Source organism: Caballeronia fortuita, assembly GCF_001544835.2.
Taxonomy (GTDB): domain Bacteria; phylum Pseudomonadota; class Gammaproteobacteria; order Burkholderiales; family Burkholderiaceae; genus Caballeronia; species Caballeronia fortuita.
On sequence record NZ_FCNX02000005.1, the window covers coordinates 204,612 to 223,696 of the forward strand.

The window sequence follows — 19,085 nt, forward strand, 5'->3', positions numbered from 1 at the left end:
GGCTGCCCTCAAGGGACAACGCTCAGGCAAACCACGCAGTACTAATTTCGCAATTAGGCTGCAACGGCGGCTTTCACCTGCTTGACGATCGCAGCAAAAGCAGCCTTGTCGAACACAGCCATGTCAGCCAGAACCTTGCGGTCGAGTTCGATCGAAGCCTTCTTCAGGCCGTTGATGAACACGCTATAGGTCATGTCGTGCTGACGCACCGCCGCGTTGATACGCGTGATCCACAGTGCACGGAACACACGCTTCTTGTTGCGGCGATCGCGGTAGGCGTACTGGCCTGCGCGCATGACCGCCTGCTTGGCGATGCGATAGACATTATTGCGACGGCCGCGGTAACCCTTGGCCAGACGGATGATCTTCTTGTGACGGGCCCGTGCGGTAACCCCACGTTTTACTCGAGGCATGTAGCGCTCCTATGAGTGTAAGTTGAGGTTACGCGAACGGCAGCATTGCGCGGACGGAGTTCAGATCAGACTCATGAACTCCGGTGATGCCACGCAGATGGCGTTTGTTCTTGGTGGTTTTCTTGGTAAGAATGTGGCGCTTGAAGGCCTGACCGCGCTTGACGGTACCGCCCGGACGCACCACGAAGCGCTTTGCAGCACTCTTCTTGGTCTTCATCTTCGGCATGAAACAACTCCAGTTTATTAGATGGTCATGGGTGTGCGGCTGATTCGTAAATACCGCCAACGAACCCCTTCCCGCCCTTCGAAACCCACGCTCCACTTGTGTGCGAGCGGCCCGGTGAGGAGCCGCCGCTTTCATGACCCGTGTCAACAGCGTGACACCGGCCCGAAACCGCCGGCGATGCCGCGCCGACCGCCTTTCGACGGCGCGCGATCCATCGCCTTACTGCTGTTCTGTTACTTACCCTTCTTCTTCGGGGCAAGCACCATGATCATCTGACGCCCTTCCATCTTCGGCATCTGCTCGACCTGGCCATATTCGTCCAGATCCGTCTTCAGACGTTCGAGCATGCGCATGCCGATTTCCTGGTGCGCCATTTCACGGCCGCGGAAACGCAACGTGATTTTCGTCTTGTCGCCGTCTTCGAGGAAGCGCGTGAGGTTGCGCAGCTTGACGTTGTAATCACCGTCATCCGTGCCGGGGCGGAATTTGACTTCCTTCACCTGCACGATCTTCTGCTTCAACTTCGCTTCGTGCTGCTTCTTCGCTTCCGAATACTTGAACTTGCCGTAGTCCATCAAACGGCAGACAGGCGGCGATGCCTGCGGCGCGATTTCGACGAGATCCACATCGAGCTGTTCCGACTGTCGGAAAGCCTCGGCCAGTTTCACGATTCCGAGCGGCTCGTTGTCCACTCCGACCAAGCGCACTTCCGGTGCGGTAATTTCACCGTTGATGCGATGTGACGACTTATCAGTAGCGATGTTACGTTTCCTCTAAAAATGAAAAAACAAGCCGCGCTGCGAGTGACTTACTTGAACGCCCGCACTTCCTGCTGCAGGCGCTCCAGAAATGCGTCGACCGGCATCACGCCCAGGTCGACACCGCCACGAGCACGCACGGCTACGGTTTGCGCATCACGCTCCTTGTCGCCGACGACCAGCAGGTACGGGACCTTTTGCAGCGTGTGCTCGCGTATTTTATAGCTAATCTTCTCATTGCGCAAATCGGACTCCACTCTAAGCCCTTGTTTTTGCAACGATTGAGCCAGATTTCCGGCATATTCGGCCTGACTTTCAGCAATATTCAGCACAACAGCCTGAGTCGGCGCGAGCCACGGCGGCATGGCGCCGGCATGGTGTTCGATCAGAATGCCGAGAAAACGCTCCATTGATCCGACGATTGCGCGATGGAGCATCACCGGGCGGCGGCGGCTGTTGTCTTCCGCCACATACTCCGCGCCGAGACGCTCCGGCAGCACCATGTCGAGCTGCAAGGTGCCGCACTGCCACGAACGGCCGAGCGCGTCCTTGATGTGATACTCGATCTTCGGGCCGTAAAACGCGCCTTCGCCCGCGAGCTCTTCCCACTGCAAACCGCACGCGGTCAATGCTTCGCGCAGACCCTGTTCCGCGCGATCCCAGGTTTCGTCGGTGCCCGCGCGCTGCTCCGGACGCAGCGACAGCTTGATGTCGATGTGATCGAACCCGAAATCCTTGTAGACGCTCATCGCGAGCGTATTGAACGCGATCGACTCCGCGATGAACTGGTCTTCGGTACAGAAAATGTGCGCATCGTCCTGAACGAAGCCGCGCACGCGCATCAGACCGTGCAGCGCGCCCGACGGCTCGTTGCGATGGCACGAACCGAACTCCGCGTAACGCAGCGGCAGATCGCGATACGAACGCAGGCCGTGATTGAACACCTGGACGTGGCCCGGGCAATTCATCGGCTTGATTGCGTAGTCGCGCTTTTCCGATTCGGTCGTGAACATGTTTTCACGATAATTCTGCCAGTGACCCGACGCTTCCCACAGCGAGCGGTCCATGACCATCGGGGTCTTGATCTCGAGATAGCCGGCGTCGTTGACGCGGCGGCGCATGTACTGCTCCACTTGCTGCCACAGCGACCAGCCCTTCGGATGCCAGAACACCATGCCCGGCGCTTCGTCTTGCAGATGGAACAGGTCGAGCTGTTTGCCGAGCTTGCGATGGTCGCGCTTCTCGGCCTCTTCGAGCATGTGCAGGTACTGATCCTGGTCTTCCTTCTTCGTCCACGCGGTGCCGTAAATGCGCTGCAGCTGCTCGTTTTTCGAATCGCCGCGCCAGTACGCGCCCGCGACCTTCATCAGCTTGAAGACCTTCAGCTTGCCGGTGGACGGCACGTGCGGGCCGCGGCACAGGTCGATGAAATTGCCGTGACCATACAGCCGGATCTCGTCGCTGTCAGGAATCGACTCGATGATCTCCGCCTTGTACTTTTCTCCGATGCTCTTGAAGTACTCGACCGCCTCGTCGCGCGACACGACGCGGCGCGACACCGGCTCGTCCTTCTTCGCGAGCTCCTGCATGCGCTTTTCGATCTTCTCGAGATCTTCGGGCGTGAAAGGACGGCTGTACGAGAAGTCGTAGTAAAAGCCGTTGTCGATGACCGGCCCGATGGTCACTTGCGCTTCCGGAAACAGATCCTTCACGGCGTACGCAAGCAAGTGCGCGGTCGAGTGGCGCACGACATCGACGCCTTCCGGATCCTTGTCCGTGACGATGGCGAGCGACGAATCCTTGTCGATGACAAACGAGGTATCGACGAGTTCGCCGTTCAGCTTGCCGGCGAGCGCCGCCTTGGCGAGGCCCGCGCCGATCGATGCCGCGACTTCCGCGACCGTCACCGGGTGATCGTATTGTCGGACCGACCCATCAGGCAAACGTACCGAAACCATATCGTTCTCCAAGACGCCGGCGCTTGCCGGGCAATTCGTTTAAGCATTGCCGCGCGATTCGTTTCGAAAATCGCAAGACAAAAAAAATGCGGCCCCGCTATCGAGGGGCCGCATTCACTTTTCACACATACCGCGAAACATTTTGGCAGAAGGCGAATATGGTCCTCGACTAGCGTCGCTCCGAAGTTGTTTCGGTCAACGTTCGACGTGCCATTTTATTTTCGCCTTTTGCGCAGCGCGCTTCTTGCGGTTTGAAACTCCACGAACCGAAGTACGCTGAATTTCGTTTTCGTTGGTAGGCTCGATTGGACTCGAACCAACGACCCCCACCATGTCAAGGTGGTGCTCTAACCAGCTGAGCTACGAGCCTGAAAGAAGTGAGATTATATGGAGCGTTTCTGATCTTGGCAAGTGTTTATCTGCAGAAAAAATGAAAAACATTCGCCGATCATGCGCGACGCGATGCGCGAATCACGCCCGCCACTTCGCCGAGCAAGGTACACGCGCGTTGAATCTGCGCCGCACTCGACACTTCCACGGTGAACTGCATATACGCGATATTCCTGCGGCTCTGACTCTTCACGCCGATCACGTTGATTTTCTCGCGCGCGAACACTTCGGAGATATCGCGCAGCAGACCCTGACGGTCAGCCGCTTCGACCGAGAGATCCACCGGATATACCGAAGAACCGCGCCCGTCCATCACGTCGGCGGACCAGGTCGTGTGCAGCACGCGCTCGGGCGAGCGCTGCGCCATGCGCTGGAACGTCGCGCAATCCGTGCGGTGTATGGACATGCCCTTGCCGCGCGTGACGAAACCCGCGATCGGGTCAGGCGGCGCCGGGCGGCAGCAGCGCGCGAGCTGCGTGAGCAGCGCATCCACTCCGACGACGAGCACGCCCGTCGACGCGCCGTGCGCCACGCTCTGCCCGCTGCTGCGCTTTTCGAACTGCTCGGGCGCTTCGGGTTCGGGCTCGGGCGGCGGCGCGTCGGACAGCGCCTGCTCGATATTGCGCAGACTGAACTCTTCCTTCGCGACGACCGCGTAGAGCTCTTCAGGCGTCTTGAAGCCGAGCTTGCTCGCGAGCTGATCCAGACTGACCGACGTCTTGCCTTCGCGCTGCAAGGTCTTTTCGACGATCGTCCGTCCCGCCGCGATGTTCTCCGCCGCGTCTGCCGCGAGGAACCACGAGCGCACCTTCTGCCGCGCGCGGGCGCTATGCAGATAGCCGAGTTGCGGATTGAGCCAGTCGCGCGACGGCCCGCCTTCCTTCACCGCGACGATCTCGACCGTCTGTCCGTTCTGCAGCGGCGTGTTGAGCGGCACCATCGCGCCATCGACGCGCGCGCCGCGGCAGCGATGCCCGAGTTCGCTGTGCAGGTGATACGCGAAATCGACGGCCGTCGCGCCCTGTGGCAGCGCGATCACGCGCGCCTGCGGCGTCAGCACATAGATATGGTCGTCGTCGAGCGTGGCATCGCGAAGATGCTGCCAGCCGCGCTGTTCTCCGCGACCCTCCCCTTCGACGTCGTCCTTCCACGCGAGAAGCTGGCGCAGCCACGCGATCTTCTCGTCGTATTTCTCGCTCGCCGTGACCTGCCCCGCATAGCCGCGTGCGCCCGCCTCCTTGTAACGCCAGTGCGCGGCCACGCCGTACTCGGCGAACTGATGCATCTCGTACGTGCGGATCTGCACTTCGAACGCGCGCCCGTCGTCGCCGATCACGACCGTATGCAGCGATTTGTAGCCGTTGGGCTTGGGACGCGAGATGTAGTCGTCGAACTCGCGCGGTACCGGCTGCCACAGGTTGTGCACGATGCCGAGCACGGTGTAGCAATCCTTGATATCGCCGACGATCACGCGAAACGCGCGCACGTCGTTCAGTTCGGAGAAGTCGAGATGCTTGCCGCGCATCTTCTTCCAGATGCTGTAGATGTGCTTCGGCCGCCCGCTCACTTCCGCCTTGATGTGCGCGGTGTCGAGTTCCTTCTGCAGACGCGCGATCGCCTCGGTCACATACGACTCGCGCTCCACGCGCTTCTCGTCCAGCAGCTTCGCGATGCGCTTGTACGTGACCGGATCCTCGAAGCGGAACGACAGGTCTTCGAGCTCCCACTTCAGTTGCCAGATGCCGAGCCGGTTCGCGAGCGGCGCGTAGATCTCGAGCGTCTCGCGCGGCACGTCGGGCGACGGTTCCATCTTGTGCGCGGCGTAGTAGCGCAAGGTCTGCACGCGCGATGCGAGCCGGATCAGCACGACGCGGATGTCCTGCGCGAACGCGAGCAGCATCTTGCGCAGCGCTTCGACCTGCGCGCGCCGGGCGGCTTGCGCATCGCGCGTGTTTTCGGGCAGTTCCGCGAGCGTCGCGCGCGAGCTGACCGAACCGAGACGCAGGAGCTTGCGCACGTCGCCGACGAGCCGCTGCACTTCCGTCCCGAAACGCTCCGCGATGACCTTCTCGGGATCGTCGAGATGGGGCGCCAGCACGAAGAGCGCGGCCGCCGCGATCGCGTGCGAGTCGACGTTGAGTGTCTGCATGATGCGCGCGGTGCCCGCGGCGTGGTCCGCGAGCAGTTCGCCCGTGGAGACGCGCGCGTCCTTCGCGTGCTCGCGCACGAACGCGAGCGCGTCGTCGATGGACGGCTCGGGCAGCGTCTGGGCGGGAACGGCGGTCTCGGTCATGCGGGCGACGCCACGACTTCAATCGATGCGATTCAGCCGCGCTGCGCGGCGATCACGACGATTTCGACGAGGCAGGCCGGATTGGCGAGCTTCGCTTCGACGGTTGCGCGCGGCGGCGTGTTGCCTTCGGCGACCCACGCGTCCCACACGGCGTTCATGCCGGGGAAGTGAATCATGTCCGAGATGTAGATCTGCACCGACAGCAGATGCGCTTTGTCGCTGTTCGCTTCTTCGAGCAAGCGGTCGATATGGCCGAGCACTTCGCGCGTCTGGCCGGTGATGTCCTGCTCCGTGTCCTCGGCGATCTGGCCTGCGAGATACACCGTGCCGTTGTGGATCGCGGTTTCGGAAAGGCGCGGACCGACGTGATGACGAATGACTGCCATTGTGTGTTCCTGATCGATGAATGATGAAAAAAACGGCACAAGCGACGCACGCTCAGCGCATTATTATGCCTCTCTGCCGCCATCGCCGAGAAAGAAGCCCTGGGCGATGGCGATCTGATCCTCGTCGAGAAACGCCGGCGCATGCCCCGCGCCCGGCACTTCCGCGCTCGTCACGGCCTGCCCTTTTTCGACCATCTGCGCGACCGTCTCGCGCGACAGCAAATCCGATGTCTCGCCGCGCACGACGAGCACCGGCGTTTTGATCGACGCGAGCGAGCGCCACAAAAACGCCTCGCCGGCCGCGTTCTGCTCGTCGGTCGCCGATGTGAACGGCGTCGCGATGCCCGGGTCGTATCGAAAGCCCCACGCGCCATCGCGTTCGTGCAGGAGCGGCGTGTTGATGCTCGTCCACTCTTCGTCGGTCAGCGGCCCGAACGAGGACGCGAGCGCCGCCGCGTGCCGTACACCTTCGTCGAGCGACGCGAAGCGCGCCGGCTTGCCGAGATACTCGCCGATGCGCTTGAGCGCGATCGGCTCGATATGCGGCCCGACATCGTTGAGCAGCATCTTTCTGATCGGCGTATTCGGCAGTCCGCCGAGCGCCATGCCGATGAGCCCGCCCATCGACGTGCCGAACCAGTCCACTGTCTCCACGTTGAGCCGCGCGATCAGCGTGACCATGTCGGCGACGTATTGCGGCACGCCGTAGTGGCGCGGATCGGCGAGCCAGTCGGACAGGCCGCGCCCGACCACATCCGGGCACACCACGCGATAGTCCCGCGCGAACGCCTGCGCGAGCTTGTCGAAATCTCGGCCCGAGCGCGTGAGGCCGTGCACGCACAGAAGCACGCGCGGATTGGCCGGATCGCCCCACTCCGTATAGGCGATGCGATGCAGACCCGCCGGGCTCGCGCATTGCACGAAGCGCTGACGCGGCTGACTCAGATCGGAATGCACGGCTTCGACGACGATGGATGCGGTCATTGGAGAGTCCCTCGTGGCAAGTGTCGAAACGATTGTAAAGCGCATCTCGCAAGATCGAGCGCGCCTATGCCGGACGGACGACCCGGACGCGGCCGAACCGGCGTTCAAAAGCAAAGCGGGCGAAGCCCCGAAAGCTCCGCCCGCCCCCCTTCTCACGCGCTCACGCGCTCACGCCGCGAGATGCGGCGTGCGACTCACGCCGGCGTCACTTGACGTTGGCGACGTCGAGCGGCGCGCCCGTCTTTTTCTGGATTTCCTCGACAGTGACGCCGTCGGCCAGTTCGACGAGCTTCAGCCCGCCGTCGACGACATCGATCACGCCGAGGTCCGTGATGATGCGATTCACGACGCCCACGCCCGTCAGCGGCAGCGTGCACTCTTCGAGAATCTTGTGCTGGTCGCCCTTTGCGACATGTTCCATCAGCACGACGACCTTCTTCACGCCGGCGACGAGGTCCATCGCGCCGCCCATGCCCTTGATCATCTTGCCGGGGATCATCCAGTTGGCGAGATCGCCCTTCTTGCTGATCTGCATCGCGCCGAGGATCGCCAGGTTGATGTGGCCGCCGCGGATCATCGCGAACGAATCAGCCGACGAAAAGATCGACGAGCCCGGCAGCGTGGTGACGGTCTGCTTGCCGGCGTTGATGAGATCGGCGTCGACTTCGTCCTCATACGGCGACGGCCCGATGCCGAGCAGGCCGTTTTCCGATTGCAGCCACACTTCCATGCCGTCCGGCACGTGATTGGCGACGAGCGTCGGCAAGCCGATGCCCAGGTTCACGTAGAAGCCGTCCTGCAGTTCCTGCGCCGCGCGCGCGGCCATCTGGTCACGAGTCCAAGCCATGATTTACGCTCCTTTCGCGCGGACGATACGTTGTTCGATGCGCTTTTCCGGATGCGCATTCAGGACGAGGCGCTGCACGAAGATGCCGGGCGTGTGGATCGCGTCCGGATCGAGTTCGCCCACTTCGACGATCTCTTCCACTTCGGCGACGGTGATCTTGCCCGCCATCGCGCAGTTCGGGTTGAAGTTGCGCGCCGTGCGGCGATAGATCAGGTTGCCGGACTTGTCGGCCTTCCAGGCTTTGACGAGCGCGACGTCGGCGGTCAGCGAATGTTCGAGCACGTAGTGGTTCTCGCCGAACTGGCGCGTTTCCTTGCCTTCGGCGATCACGGTGCCGAAGCCGGTGTTCGTGAAGAACGCCGGGATGCCCGCGCCGCCCGCGCGCAGCTTCTCGGCGAGTGTGCCTTGCGGCGTGAATTCGAGTTCGAGTTCGCCGGCGAGATATTGCCGCTCGAACTCCTTGTTTTCGCCGACGTACGACGAAATCATCTTCTTGATCTGGCGCGTCTCGAGCAGCAGGCCGAGGCCGAAGCCGTCGACACCCGCATTGTTGCTGATGCAGGTGATGCCCTTCACGCCCGTGTCGCGCAACGCGGCGATGAGCGCTTCGGGAATGCCGCACAGCCCGAAACCGCCGACGGCGAATGTCTGCCCGTCCTTGACGATGTCTTCGAGCGCAGCTTTCGCGCTGGGATAGACCTTGTTCATCTGTGTGTCCCTTCCATGTTTGAAACCAACTGAAAATCGGCTTTTTGGTGCCGCCGATGCGCTCTCCCGAGCGCGTCACGCGGCCTTTTTGACGTGGCTCAAGCGTACTTTGGCCCGGCGATCCGGCACAATACGCAAAAATACATAAGTCATTGCCCGCGCGCGTTTGGTTCCCCGGCGCTTTTCGCCGCGAAACGCCTACGCCGCGCGCCCGATTCCACATGCGTGCACTGGACTATCAAACCGCGTTTCATCTCGCGCCCGTCGGGCTCGTGCTTTCGCGCGAGCGCACCATCGAGGACTGCAACGAGCAGCTTTGCGCGATCTTCGGTTCCGCGCGCGAGGCGCTCATCGGCAAGTCGTTCGAGGTGCTGTATCCGTCGCCGGACGAGTTCGCGCGCATCGGCGAGCGCATCGCCGCGCATATCAGCCGCGAAGGCACGTACAGCGACGACCGCATCATGAAGCGCAGGAACGGCGAACTGTTCTGGTGTCACGTGACCGGCCGCGCGCTCGATCGCGCCGCGCCGCATGCAGCGGGCGTCTGGACTTTCGAGGACTTGAGCGCGACGCGGCGCGTGGCGATCGAACTGACGCCGCGCGAACGGGAGATCGCCGCGCAGCTCGTCACGGGCAAGACGAGCAAGCAGATCGGCCGCGTTCTCGAGATCAGCCCGCGCACGGTGGACATCTATCGCGCGCGGCTCATGCGAAAGTACGACACCGGCAACGCCACCGAACTGTTACAGCGCCTGCTCGGCACCTGAAATCACGGGCAGATTCGTCTCGATGATCTGCCGCAGCACGTCGGGAATCGGCACCGACTTGCCCGCCGCATAATCGATCCACACGATTTTCGCCGCGCCACGTGCGTAGAGCATGCCGGGCGCATCGGCGCGATACAGCTCGAAGCGCGTATCGAAACTGCTGCGTCCGGGCTTGCCGACCAGCATGCGGCCGATCACGTCGCCGGGATAATGAAGCTGCTTCAGGAACTCCATCGACGCATTCACGATCACCGGGCCCTGCCCTTCGGTGCCGCCGCCGACGATTCCCCTCTCTTCGAACCACGAGATGCGCACCTGCTCCATGTAGCGGAAATAGACGGTGTTGTTGACGTGGCCGAAGGCGTCCATGTCGCCCCAGCGGATCGGCATGGACAGTTCGAAGACGGGGTGGAAGTCGTTATGCGTGGTCATTGCTTGCAGTCAGGGAAAGGTCGATGAGGGCGATGTTCAGAGCGAGAAACCATCGTCCGCCGAAATGACCGAGCCGTTCATGAACTGCGATTCGTCGGCGGCAAGCAGCAGCAGCAGGCCGTCGAGGTCGTTGGGCGAACCCACGCGGCGGCGCGGCAGCATCGAAATGAGCTTTTGCCCCTGCTCGGTCTTCCAGTGGTGGTGGTTGATCTCGGTATCGATATAACCGGGGCAGATTGCGTTGACGTTGATGCCGTGACGGCCCCATTCGAGCGCCATCGCCTTCGTCATCTGCACGACGGCGGCCTTGCTCATCGAATAGAGGCCGATCTGCGGAAACACGCGCAAGCCCGCCACCGACGCCACGTTGATGATCCGGTATGCCGGTTTGGCCGGGCCGTTGCCGCGCATGATCATGCGTTTGGCGACTTCCTGCGCGACGAAAAACGCGCCGCGCACGTTCGTGCCGAACACGAACTCGTAGTCCGAGGGCGTGACGTCGGTCAGCTTCTGCGTCGTCGAAACGCCCGAGTTATTGACGAGGATGTCGATGGTACCCGCTTCCGTCTCTGCATGCGCGATCGCGGCCTTGATGCTCTGGTAGTCGGTCACGTCGAGCGTCACCACGTGCGCGGCGCCGCCCGACGACTCGATCTCGGCGCGCAATTCCTTCAGGCGCTCCGTGCGCCGGCTAGCGAGCACCACTTTGGCGCCCGCCTGCGACAACACCTGCGCGAATCGCTTGCCCAAACCACTGGACGCGCCTGTAATCAGCGCGACCTTGCCTTCCAGGTTGATCGAACGGCCCATTGTGCTTCCTTGTTTTGGTTGGCTCAGCCGTGGCAGGCGCGCGAGGCGCCGATGCAGGCTGTCAGCGTCAACACCGATGGCGCGGGTGTCGTGAATAATAGTACGATCGTGCGAAATACGCGGGCTTCGGTTGCGGCCCGCGTCACCTTCCCTGAAAATACGCGATCCCGAAAGGGCATTCTAACGGCACATAGGAGCATTGATGACCCCGGCGAGCCTCATCGAGCAATACGGTCCCCGCGAATCGATGGAATACGACGTCGTCATCGTCGGCGGCGGACCAGCCGGTTTGTCGGCGGCCATCCGGTTGAAGCAACTGGCGGAGGAAAAAGGCGTCGAGATCGGCGTCTGCGTTCTGGAGAAAGGCTCCGAGATCGGCGCGCATATCCTGTCTGGCGCGGTGATGGACCCGCGCGGCCTGTCCGAGCTCATTCCCGACTGGAAGGAAAAAGGCGCCCCGCTCGATGTCGAGGTGACCGAGGACCGCTTCCTGTTCCTGTCGCAGAACGACGCGAAACAGGTGCCGAACTGGCTGCTCCCCGACAACTTCAAGAACCACGGCAACTACGTCATTTCGCTTGCGAACGTCACGCGCTGGCTCGGGCAGCAGGCCGAAGCGCTGGGCGTCGAGATTTTTCCGGGCTTTCCCGCAGCAGAAGTCCTGTATGCCGATGACGGCTCGGTGCGCGGCGTCGTCACCGGCAACATGGGCGTCGGCAAGGACGGCCAGCCGACCGAAAATTTTCAGCTCGGCATGGAACTGCACGCGAAATACACGCTTTTTTGCGAAGGCGCGCGCGGGCATCTCGGCCGTCAGCTCATCGATAAATTCAAGCTCAACCGGAATGCCGATCCGCAGGTGTACGGCATCGGCATCAAGGAATTGTGGGAAATCGATCCGGTCAAGCACAAGCCCGGACTCGTGATCCACACCGCGGGCTGGCCGCTCGACCCGGACACTTACGGCGGCTCGTTCCTCTATCACATGGACAACAACCAGGTGGTCGTCGGCTTCGTCGTCGGGCTCGGGTATTCGAATCCGTATCTGTCGCCGTTCGAGGAATTCCAGCGCTACAAGACGCATCCGTCGATCCGTGCGTTCCTCGAAGGCGGCAAGCGCATTTCGTACGGCGCGCGCGCGATCACCGCCGGCGGCCTGATGTCGCTGCCGAAACTCGCGTTCCCGGGCGGCGCGCTCGCGGGCGATGACGCGGGCTTTCTCAACGCGTCGCGCATCAAGGGCAGTCACGCCGCGATCAAATCCGGCAAGATGGCCGCCGAAGCCGCGTTCGAAGCGGTCCAGGCCGGCCGCCAGAACGACGAACTCACGGCTTATCCCGAAGCGTTCGACAGCTCGTGGCTGAAGACGGAGCTCTACCGCGCGCGCAACTTCAAGCAGTGGATGAGCAAGGGTCTCTACCTCGGCACCTTCATGGTCGGTCTGGAGCAGAAGGTGATGGGCGGCAACGTGCCGTGGACGCTGCATCATCAGCACTGGGATCACGAGATGCTGAAGCCCGCGTCGCAGTGCAAGCCGATCGTCTATCCGAAGCCCGATGGCAAGCTCACGTTCGACCGTCTTTCGTCAGTGTTCATCTCGAACACGAACCACGAAGAGAATCAGCCCGCGCATCTGACGCTGAAAGACCCGAGCGTGCCGGTCAACGTCAACCTGCGCACGTATGCCGGTCCCGAAGCCCGATACTGCCCGGCGGCCGTGTACGAGTTCGTCAAATCGGACGACGGCAACGAGCGTTTGCAGATCAACGCGCAGAACTGCGTTCACTGCAAGACCTGCGACATCAAGGACCCGACGCAGAACATTGTGTGGGTCACGCCGGAAGGCGGCGGCGGGCCGAACTATCCGAACATGTAAGGCCTGAAAGTACGAAGGGCGCCGGTTTCGGCGCCCTTTTCTTTTATTTCGACGGCGCCTGCGCCGCTATCTTCGGCGTCTCGACGACCACGTCGCCGCACTGCGCGCGATGCCGCAGCGCGTGATCCATCAGCACGAGCGCGAGCAGCGCTTCGGCGATCGGCGTCGCACGAATGCCGACACACGGATCGTGACGCCCGAACGTTTCGACGGTCGCGCCCGCGCCTTCCTTGTCGATCGACTGGCGCGGCGTGCGGATGCTCGACGTCGGCTTGATCGCGATCGATACCCTGATGTCCTGTCCGCTCGAAATGCCGCCGAGAATGCCGCCCGCGTTGTTGGTCGCGAAACCTTCGGGCGACATCTCGTCGCCGTGTTCCGAGCCGCGCTGCGCGACGCTCGCGAAGCCCGCGCCGATTTCGACGCCCTTCACGGCGTTCAGACCCATCATCGCGTGGGCGATGTCGGCATCCAGCCGATCGTAGAGCGGCTCGCCAAGCCCGACCGGCACGCCCGTCGCGACGACCTCGATGCGCGCGCCGACCGAGTCGCCATCGCGCCGCAAGCCGTCCATGTATTCCTCGAGCTGCGGCACGATGTCCGCGTTCGGCGAGAAGAACGGATTCTCGGGCACATGCCGCCAGTCGACGAACGGAATCTCGATGCCGCCGAGTGCGCTCATGCAGCCGTGCGTCTCCAGGCCGAATTTCTCGCGCAGCCACTTCTTCGCAACCGCGCCCGCCGCGACCGTCGGCGCCGTCAGCCGCGCCGACGAGCGGCCGCCGCCGCGATAATCGCGCACGCCGTACTTCTGCCAATAGGTGTAGTCCGCGTGACCCGGGCGGAACGTCTGCGCGATGTTGCCGTAGTCCTTGCTGCGCTGATCGGTATTGCGGATCAGGAGCGCGATGGGCGTGCCCGTCGTCACGCCTTCGAACACGCCGGAAAGAATCTCGACCTGATCCGGTTCCTGGCGCTGCGTGACGTGACGCGACGTGCCGGGGCGGCGCCGGTCGAGTTCGATCTGGATATCGGCTTCCGTGAGCGCCATGCCCGGCGGGCAGCCGTCGATCACACAGCCGATCGCGGGACCATGCGACTCGCCGAAATTCGTGACGGTGAAGAGCGTGCCAAGGGTATTGCCGGACATGGGCGTCGACCTGAAAAAATGTGTCGGGGAAACCAGTATTATGCCAGCGCCGTCTAACGCCGCGCGCCGCGCAAGGCCGACACCGCGTCCTGCAGATGCGCGGGCGTCGCGTCTTCCGGCGCGATCGGCTCGCCGACCGCGAGCGTGAGGCGCGTCATCGCGCCGCGCTTGATCGGACGCGGCCACTGCGCGTCTTCGTGACGCGAGAACACGCTGCCCCAGAGCCCGCGCAGCGCCATCGGCACGACGGGCGCCGGATGGCGTCGCAGGATTTCGGAAATGCCGTGACGGAACGGATTGATGTCGCCCGTGCGCGTGAGCTTGCCTTCGGGAAAGATGCAGACGAGATCGCCCTCGTCCAGCGAGCGCGCGCAGGCTGCGTAGGCGCGTTCGAGCATGTCGGCGTCTTCGTGCGCGGGCGCGATCGGAATCGCCTTCGCGTGCCGGAACATCCAGCCGACGAACGGCGTGCGGAAGATGCGGTGATCCATCACGAAGCGGATCGGGCGCGGGCTTTCGGCCATGATGACGACCGCATCGACGAAACTCACGTGATTGCACACGAGCACGGCCGCGCCATGCGACGGAATGCGCCCGGCATCGACGAGACGAATGCGATAGAACGTGTGCACCAGAATCCACGCGATGAAGCGCAGCAGGAACTCCGGCACGAGCGAGTAGATGTACACCGCGACGACGACATTGAGCAGCGCCGTCGTCAGAAAAAGCCCCGGAATGCCGACACCGTACGACGTGAGCGCGAGCGCCATCAACGCCGAGACGATCATGAAAAACGAATTGAGGATGTTGTTCGCCGCGATGATGCGCGCGCGATGCGTCGGTTGACTGCGCGCCTGGATCAGCGCGTAGAGCGGCACGCTGTAGAAGCCGCCGAACATCGCGAGCAGAAAGAGGTCGGCGAGGATGCGCCAGTGCGGCAGCGCGACGAGAAATTCGCCGACATCGAGCAAATGACCCGCAGGCGCGATCCGATGGCTCGCGAAGAACAGATCGATCGCGAACACGCTGATGCCGATGGACCCGAGCGGCACGAGCCCGATCTCGACGCGCCGCTTCGACAGCCGCTCGCACAGAAGCGACCCCGTGCCGATGCCGATGGAGAACGTCGCGAGCAGCACGGTGACGACATCGGGATTCGCGGACAGCACGTCCTTCGCGAAATTGAAAAACGACGTGAGAAAGGTCGCGCCGACGAACCACAGCCACGAAATGCCAAGCAGGCTCAGGAACACGGTGCGATCCTGTTTCGCGAGCTTCAGATTGCGCCACGTTTCCGACACCGGATTCCAGTTGATGCGCAAATCCGGCTGCGACGCCTCCGACTTCGGCACGAACGCCGAGGCCACGCGCCCGGCGATCGCAAAGCCGATGCACGCGAGCGCGAGCAGCATCGCGCCGTGTTCCGAGGCGCCCGCCGCCGCCCCGCCGATGATCGTGCCGATCAGGATCGCGACGAACGTGCCCATCTCGACGAGCCCGTTGCCGCCGACGAGTTCATGCGAATCCAGATGCTGCGGCAAGTACGCGTATTTCACGGGGCCGAAGACAGTCGAATGCACGCCCATCAGGAACGTGCAGGCGTAGAGCAGCGGCGCGCTGTGCAGCATGAAGCCCGCGCCGCCGACCAGCATCACGACGATCTCGAAGCTCTTCACGAGCCGCGCAAGCACGGCCTTGTCGTACTTGTCGGCGATCTGGCCGGACGTCGCCGAAAACAGCACGAAGGGCACGATGAAGATCGCGGAGATGAGAAACGCGGCGGTTTTCGGATCGACGCCGGCAAAGCGCGCGGCCTGGAACGTCACCAGCGACGTGAAGCCTACCTTGAACACGTTGTCGTTCATCGCGCTGAGGAATTGCGTCCAGAAAAAAGGCGCGAAACGGCGTTCGCGCAAAAGGCCGAACTGGCTTTCTGTATGCGAGACGCCGGAAGTGGGCGAAGTGCGCGTAGACGCGCGCAGCGGCTTGTCGTTCATGTCTTGCGGGGGGATGAGTATTCGGGGTTGGTCGCGCCTGTCGCGATCGAATCCGAACGAAAAAAAGCGCGCCACGAAGGCGCGCTGCGGATGATGACTTCTGCGTGAAGCATCGGCTCGACCGACTCGTCCGCGAAGCGCGACGCCTCGCGAGACGACGTCGCCCTTAACGTGCTTCTTCCTGCTGTTCGGGCCAGTCGCGGATATAGGCTTTCAACATGCGATTCTCGAAGCCCTGCTCTTCCACGACCGCTTTCGCGACGTCGTAAAACGAGATCACGCCCATCAACTGACGTTTTTCCATGACCGGCAGATAGCGCACGTGATGTTCGAGCATCATGCGGCGCACTTCGTTTACGTCCGTTTCCGGCGTGCAGGTGAGCGGATGATCGTCCATGATCTTGCGGATGGTCGTGGCGCCGACCGAGCCGCTATTGTTGTGCAAGGTCAGGATAATCTCGCGGAACGTCAGCATGCCGACCAGGTCGCCGTATTCCATGACGACGAGCGAGCCGATATCGTGCGCGGCCATGGTGTCGATCGCGTCGGAGAGCGGCGTATCGGGTGTCACGGTGAACAGGGTGTTGCCCTTCACCTTCAGAATGTCGCTGACTCGCATGACTGTCTCCTCGCGAAATGCCTGTCCAGATGCCCAAACGATGATGAAACAATAGGTCGATGCTATCGGAAAGGCCCGTAAAAGGAAAGCGAACGGCGCGGCGACTAGCCCGCATCGGCCGAACGGACAAGGCTTCGCGCAATGGACGGCCGCGCGTTCGCCCTAAGTTTGAGCGCGTGCGTCCGATGTTAGGATGATTGACCCTCATTTCCGACGCTTGCCGGTGCGTCCCGCGCGCCGGCCGCCCCTATGCCAGCCAACCGTTTCGACACGCTCGCGCTGCACGCGGGCGCCGCACCCGATCCCGCCACCGGCGCGCGCGCGACGCCGATTTATCAGACCACGTCGTTCACCTTCCGCGACAGCGACCACGCCGCCGCGCTCTTCAACATGGAGCGCTCCGGCCACGTCTACTCGCGCATCTCGAATCCGACCGTCGCGGTGTTCGAGGAACGCGTCGCGGCGCTCGAAGGCGGCGTCGGCGCGATCGGGACGGCGAGCGGCCAGGCGGCGCTGCATCTGGCGATCGCGACGCTGATGGGCGCGGGCTCGCACATCGTCGCATCGAGCGCGCTCTACGGCGGCTCGCACAATCTGCTGCATTACACCTTGCGACGCTTCGGCATCGAAACGACGTTCGTGCCGCCGCACGATCTCGACGCCTGGCGCGCGGCGGCCCGGCCCAACACGCGGCTTTTCTTCGGCGAGACGCTCGGCAATCCGGGGCTGGACGTGCTCGATATCGCCGGTGTCGCGGAAATCGCGCACGAGCACGCGGCGCCGCTGCTCGTCGATTCGACCTTCACGACGCCTTATCTGCTGCGCCCGTTCGAGCACGGCGCGGACCTCGTCTATCACTCCGCGACCAAGTTTCTCGGCGGACATGGGACGACGATCGGCGGCGTGCTCGTCGATGGCGGCACCTTCGATTTCACCGCGAGCGGACGTTTTCCCGAATTCACCGAGCCCTACGACGGCTTTCACGGCATGGTGTTCGCCGAAGAGAGCACCGTCGCGCCGTTTCTGCTGCGCGCCCGGCGCGAAGGCTTGCGCGATTTCGGCGCGTGCCTGCATCCGCAGGCGGCCTGGCAACTGCTTCAAGGCATCGAAACCTTGCCGTTGCGCATGGACCGGCATGTCGCGAACACCCGCAAGGTGATTGAATTCCTGTTGAGCTCGGCCGCGGTCGACGGGGTCGCTTATCCCGAATTGCCGACGCATCGCGACCACGCGCTCGCGCAGCGTCTGTTGCCGCACGGCGCGGGCGCGGTGTTCAGCTTCGACTTGAAGGGCGGCGTGCCGGCGGCGCGCAAATTCATCGAAACGCTGACGCTGTTCTCGCATCTGGCGAACGTTGGCGATGCGCGCTCGCTCGTGATCCATCCCGCCTCGACGACGCACTTCCGCATGGACGCCGCCGCGCTCGAAGCGGCGGGCATCGGGCCGGGACGCATCCGTCTGTCGATCGGGCTGGAAGACCCGGACGATCTCATCGACGATCTGAAGCGCGGGTTGAAGGCCGCGCAGAAAGCGGCCGAAAGCGCGCCGGACGCGAGCGCCGCCGCGCCGCTCGGGAGCCGCGCATGATCCTCGACATTAACGGCCGCGCGGCCTATGCCTATACCGGCGGCAAGCCTTTCGACGCGGCGCGTCCCGCAGTCGTGTTCTTTCACGGCGCGGAGCACGATCACAGCGTCTGGGCTTTGCAGAGCCGCTATTTCGCGCATCACGGCTTCGGCGTGCTTGCGCTCGACCTGCCGAGTCATGGACGAAGCGCCGGGCCCGCGCTCGCGACCATCGCCGAACTCGCCGACTGGGTGCTCGCCGTGCTCGACGCAGCCGGCGTGCGCCGGGCGATCTTCGTCGGCCACAGCATGGGCTCGCTGATCGCGCTCGATGCCGCGGGCCGCTATCCAGATCGCGCGACGGGCCTCGCCCTGCTCGCAACCGCCGCGCCGATGGCCGTCTCCGACACGCTGCTCGACGCCGCTCGCGAGCACGAGCCCGAAGCCATCGCGATGGTCAATCAGTGGTCGCATTCGACGATCGCCGCGAAACCATCGAGCCCTGCGCCGGGATTCTGGCTGCATGGCGTGAATCAGCGGCTCATGGAACGCGTGAGCCTGCGCGGCGAAGCGCTGCTCTTCCACACCGATTTCAGCGCGTGCGACACCTACGCCGATGCGCTCGAACGCGCGGCCGCCGTGCGTTGCCCCGTGTGCATCGTGAGCGGCAAGCGCGATGTGATGACGCCGCCGCGCGCCGCGCGTGCGCTCACCGACGCCCTGAAAAAGGGAGGCGCATCGGTGCAAACGGCGGAACTCGACGCCGGTCACGCGCTCATGTCCGAAGCGCCCGATGCGACGCTGGATACGCTCTTCGCCTTCGCGCTCGACTGTGCCCGCGCGGCGGCGAAATCCGGCTGAGCCGCGCGTGCGCCGGGCCGCGCAACCCGGCGCATCCGCTTGCGT

General features: G+C 63.3%; 18 protein-coding genes and 1 tRNA gene. 4 read left to right on the forward strand and 15 right to left on the reverse strand.

Annotation, left to right across the window (positions count from 1 at the left end; genetic code table 11):
- Positions 1-53: 53 nt before the first annotated feature.
- The 10 genes from rplT to AWB77_RS11995 all read right to left on the reverse strand — a co-directional run bounded on the left by rplT (position 54) and on the right by AWB77_RS11995 (position 8,963).
- The gene (gene rplT / locus AWB77_RS11950; RefSeq protein ID WP_008350196.1) at positions 54-413 is read right to left on the reverse strand and encodes a 50S ribosomal protein L20; all 360 of its coding nucleotides are present in this window, start codon (positions 411-413) and stop codon (positions 54-56) included.
- Between the two features lie 28 nt (positions 414-441).
- Positions 442-639 (reverse strand): 50S ribosomal protein L35, encoded by a 198-nt coding sequence (gene rpmI / locus AWB77_RS11955; protein ID WP_061134642.1) that lies wholly within the window; start codon positions 637-639, stop codon positions 442-444.
- Between the two features lie 233 nt (positions 640-872).
- Positions 873-1,400, reverse strand: a complete 528-nt coding sequence (gene infC / locus AWB77_RS11960) for a translation initiation factor IF-3 (RefSeq protein ID WP_074168877.1) — start codon at positions 1,398-1,400, stop codon at positions 873-875.
- 47 nt (positions 1,401-1,447) lie between these two features.
- The gene (gene thrS, locus AWB77_RS11965) at positions 1,448-3,355 is read right to left on the reverse strand and encodes a threonine--tRNA ligase (protein ID WP_061134643.1); all 1,908 of its coding nucleotides are present in this window, start codon (positions 3,353-3,355) and stop codon (positions 1,448-1,450) included.
- Positions 3,356-3,648: 293 nt separating this feature from the next.
- Positions 3,649-3,725, reverse strand: a tRNA-Val gene (locus tag AWB77_RS11970).
- Between the two features lie 78 nt (positions 3,726-3,803).
- Complete coding sequence (locus AWB77_RS11975; RefSeq protein ID WP_061134644.1) at positions 3,804-6,038, reverse strand: RelA/SpoT family protein; 2,235 nt, start codon at positions 6,036-6,038, stop codon at positions 3,804-3,806.
- Positions 6,039-6,070: 32 nt separating this feature from the next.
- On the reverse strand, positions 6,071-6,424 hold the full coding sequence (locus AWB77_RS11980) for a RidA family protein (protein WP_061134645.1): 354 nt from the start codon (positions 6,422-6,424) through the stop codon (positions 6,071-6,073).
- A gap of 63 nt (positions 6,425-6,487) precedes the next feature.
- Positions 6,488-7,408 (reverse strand): alpha/beta fold hydrolase, encoded by a 921-nt coding sequence (locus AWB77_RS11985; protein ID WP_061134646.1) that lies wholly within the window; start codon positions 7,406-7,408, stop codon positions 6,488-6,490.
- 205 nt (positions 7,409-7,613) lie between these two features.
- Positions 7,614-8,255: a CoA transferase subunit B gene (locus tag AWB77_RS11990; RefSeq protein WP_061134647.1), complete on the reverse strand. Its 642-nt coding sequence runs from the start codon at positions 8,253-8,255 to the stop codon at positions 7,614-7,616.
- 3 nt (positions 8,256-8,258) lie between these two features.
- The gene (locus AWB77_RS11995) at positions 8,259-8,963 is read right to left on the reverse strand and encodes a CoA transferase subunit A (RefSeq protein WP_061134648.1); all 705 of its coding nucleotides are present in this window, start codon (positions 8,961-8,963) and stop codon (positions 8,259-8,261) included.
- A 221-nt stretch (positions 8,964-9,184) separates the two neighbouring features.
- On the opposite strand from AWB77_RS11995, the gene AWB77_RS12000 reads away from it, so the two are divergent.
- On the forward strand, positions 9,185-9,730 hold the full coding sequence (locus tag AWB77_RS12000) for a LuxR C-terminal-related transcriptional regulator (RefSeq protein WP_061134649.1): 546 nt from the start codon (positions 9,185-9,187) through the stop codon (positions 9,728-9,730).
- Here AWB77_RS12000 and AWB77_RS12005 read toward each other — a convergent pair.
- The gene (locus AWB77_RS12005) at positions 9,707-10,162 is read right to left on the reverse strand and encodes an acyl-CoA thioesterase (protein ID WP_061134650.1); all 456 of its coding nucleotides are present in this window, start codon (positions 10,160-10,162) and stop codon (positions 9,707-9,709) included. The two genes, AWB77_RS12000 and AWB77_RS12005, sit on opposite strands and share 24 nt — an antisense overlap.
- A 36-nt stretch (positions 10,163-10,198) precedes the next feature.
- A complete protein-coding gene (locus AWB77_RS12010) occupies positions 10,199-10,972 on the reverse strand; it encodes an SDR family oxidoreductase (protein WP_061134651.1) in 774 nt (257 codons plus the stop codon).
- A gap of 202 nt (positions 10,973-11,174) precedes the next feature.
- Between AWB77_RS12010 and AWB77_RS12015 the strand changes: the two genes are divergently transcribed.
- Complete coding sequence (locus tag AWB77_RS12015) at positions 11,175-12,848, forward strand: electron transfer flavoprotein-ubiquinone oxidoreductase (protein WP_061134652.1); 1,674 nt, start codon at positions 11,175-11,177, stop codon at positions 12,846-12,848.
- 43 nt (positions 12,849-12,891) lie between these two features.
- Here AWB77_RS12015 and aroC read toward each other — a convergent pair whose 3' ends face one another.
- From aroC to AWB77_RS12030, 3 genes are all read right to left on the reverse strand, one after another.
- Entirely contained in the window at positions 12,892-13,998 is a 1,107-nt protein-coding gene (gene aroC / locus AWB77_RS12020) for a chorismate synthase (protein ID WP_061134653.1), read from the reverse strand.
- A 53-nt stretch (positions 13,999-14,051) separates the two neighbouring features.
- Positions 14,052-15,995 (reverse strand): MFS transporter, encoded by a 1,944-nt coding sequence (locus tag AWB77_RS12025; protein ID WP_061134654.1) that lies wholly within the window; start codon positions 15,993-15,995, stop codon positions 14,052-14,054.
- A gap of 166 nt (positions 15,996-16,161) precedes the next feature.
- Complete coding sequence (locus tag AWB77_RS12030; RefSeq protein WP_035503407.1) at positions 16,162-16,614, reverse strand: CBS domain-containing protein; 453 nt, start codon at positions 16,612-16,614, stop codon at positions 16,162-16,164.
- A 249-nt stretch (positions 16,615-16,863) separates the two neighbouring features.
- On the opposite strand from AWB77_RS12030, the gene AWB77_RS12035 reads away from it, so the two are divergent.
- Both AWB77_RS12035 and AWB77_RS12040 read left to right on the forward strand, forming a co-directional pair.
- Positions 16,864-18,201: an O-acetylhomoserine aminocarboxypropyltransferase gene (locus AWB77_RS12035; protein ID WP_061134655.1), complete on the forward strand. Its 1,338-nt coding sequence runs from the start codon at positions 16,864-16,866 to the stop codon at positions 18,199-18,201.
- On the forward strand, positions 18,198-19,040 hold the full coding sequence (locus AWB77_RS12040; RefSeq protein ID WP_061134656.1) for an alpha/beta fold hydrolase: 843 nt from the start codon (positions 18,198-18,200) through the stop codon (positions 19,038-19,040). Before AWB77_RS12035 ends, AWB77_RS12040 begins: the two co-directional genes overlap by 4 nt.
- Positions 19,041-19,085: the final 45 nt, after the last annotated feature.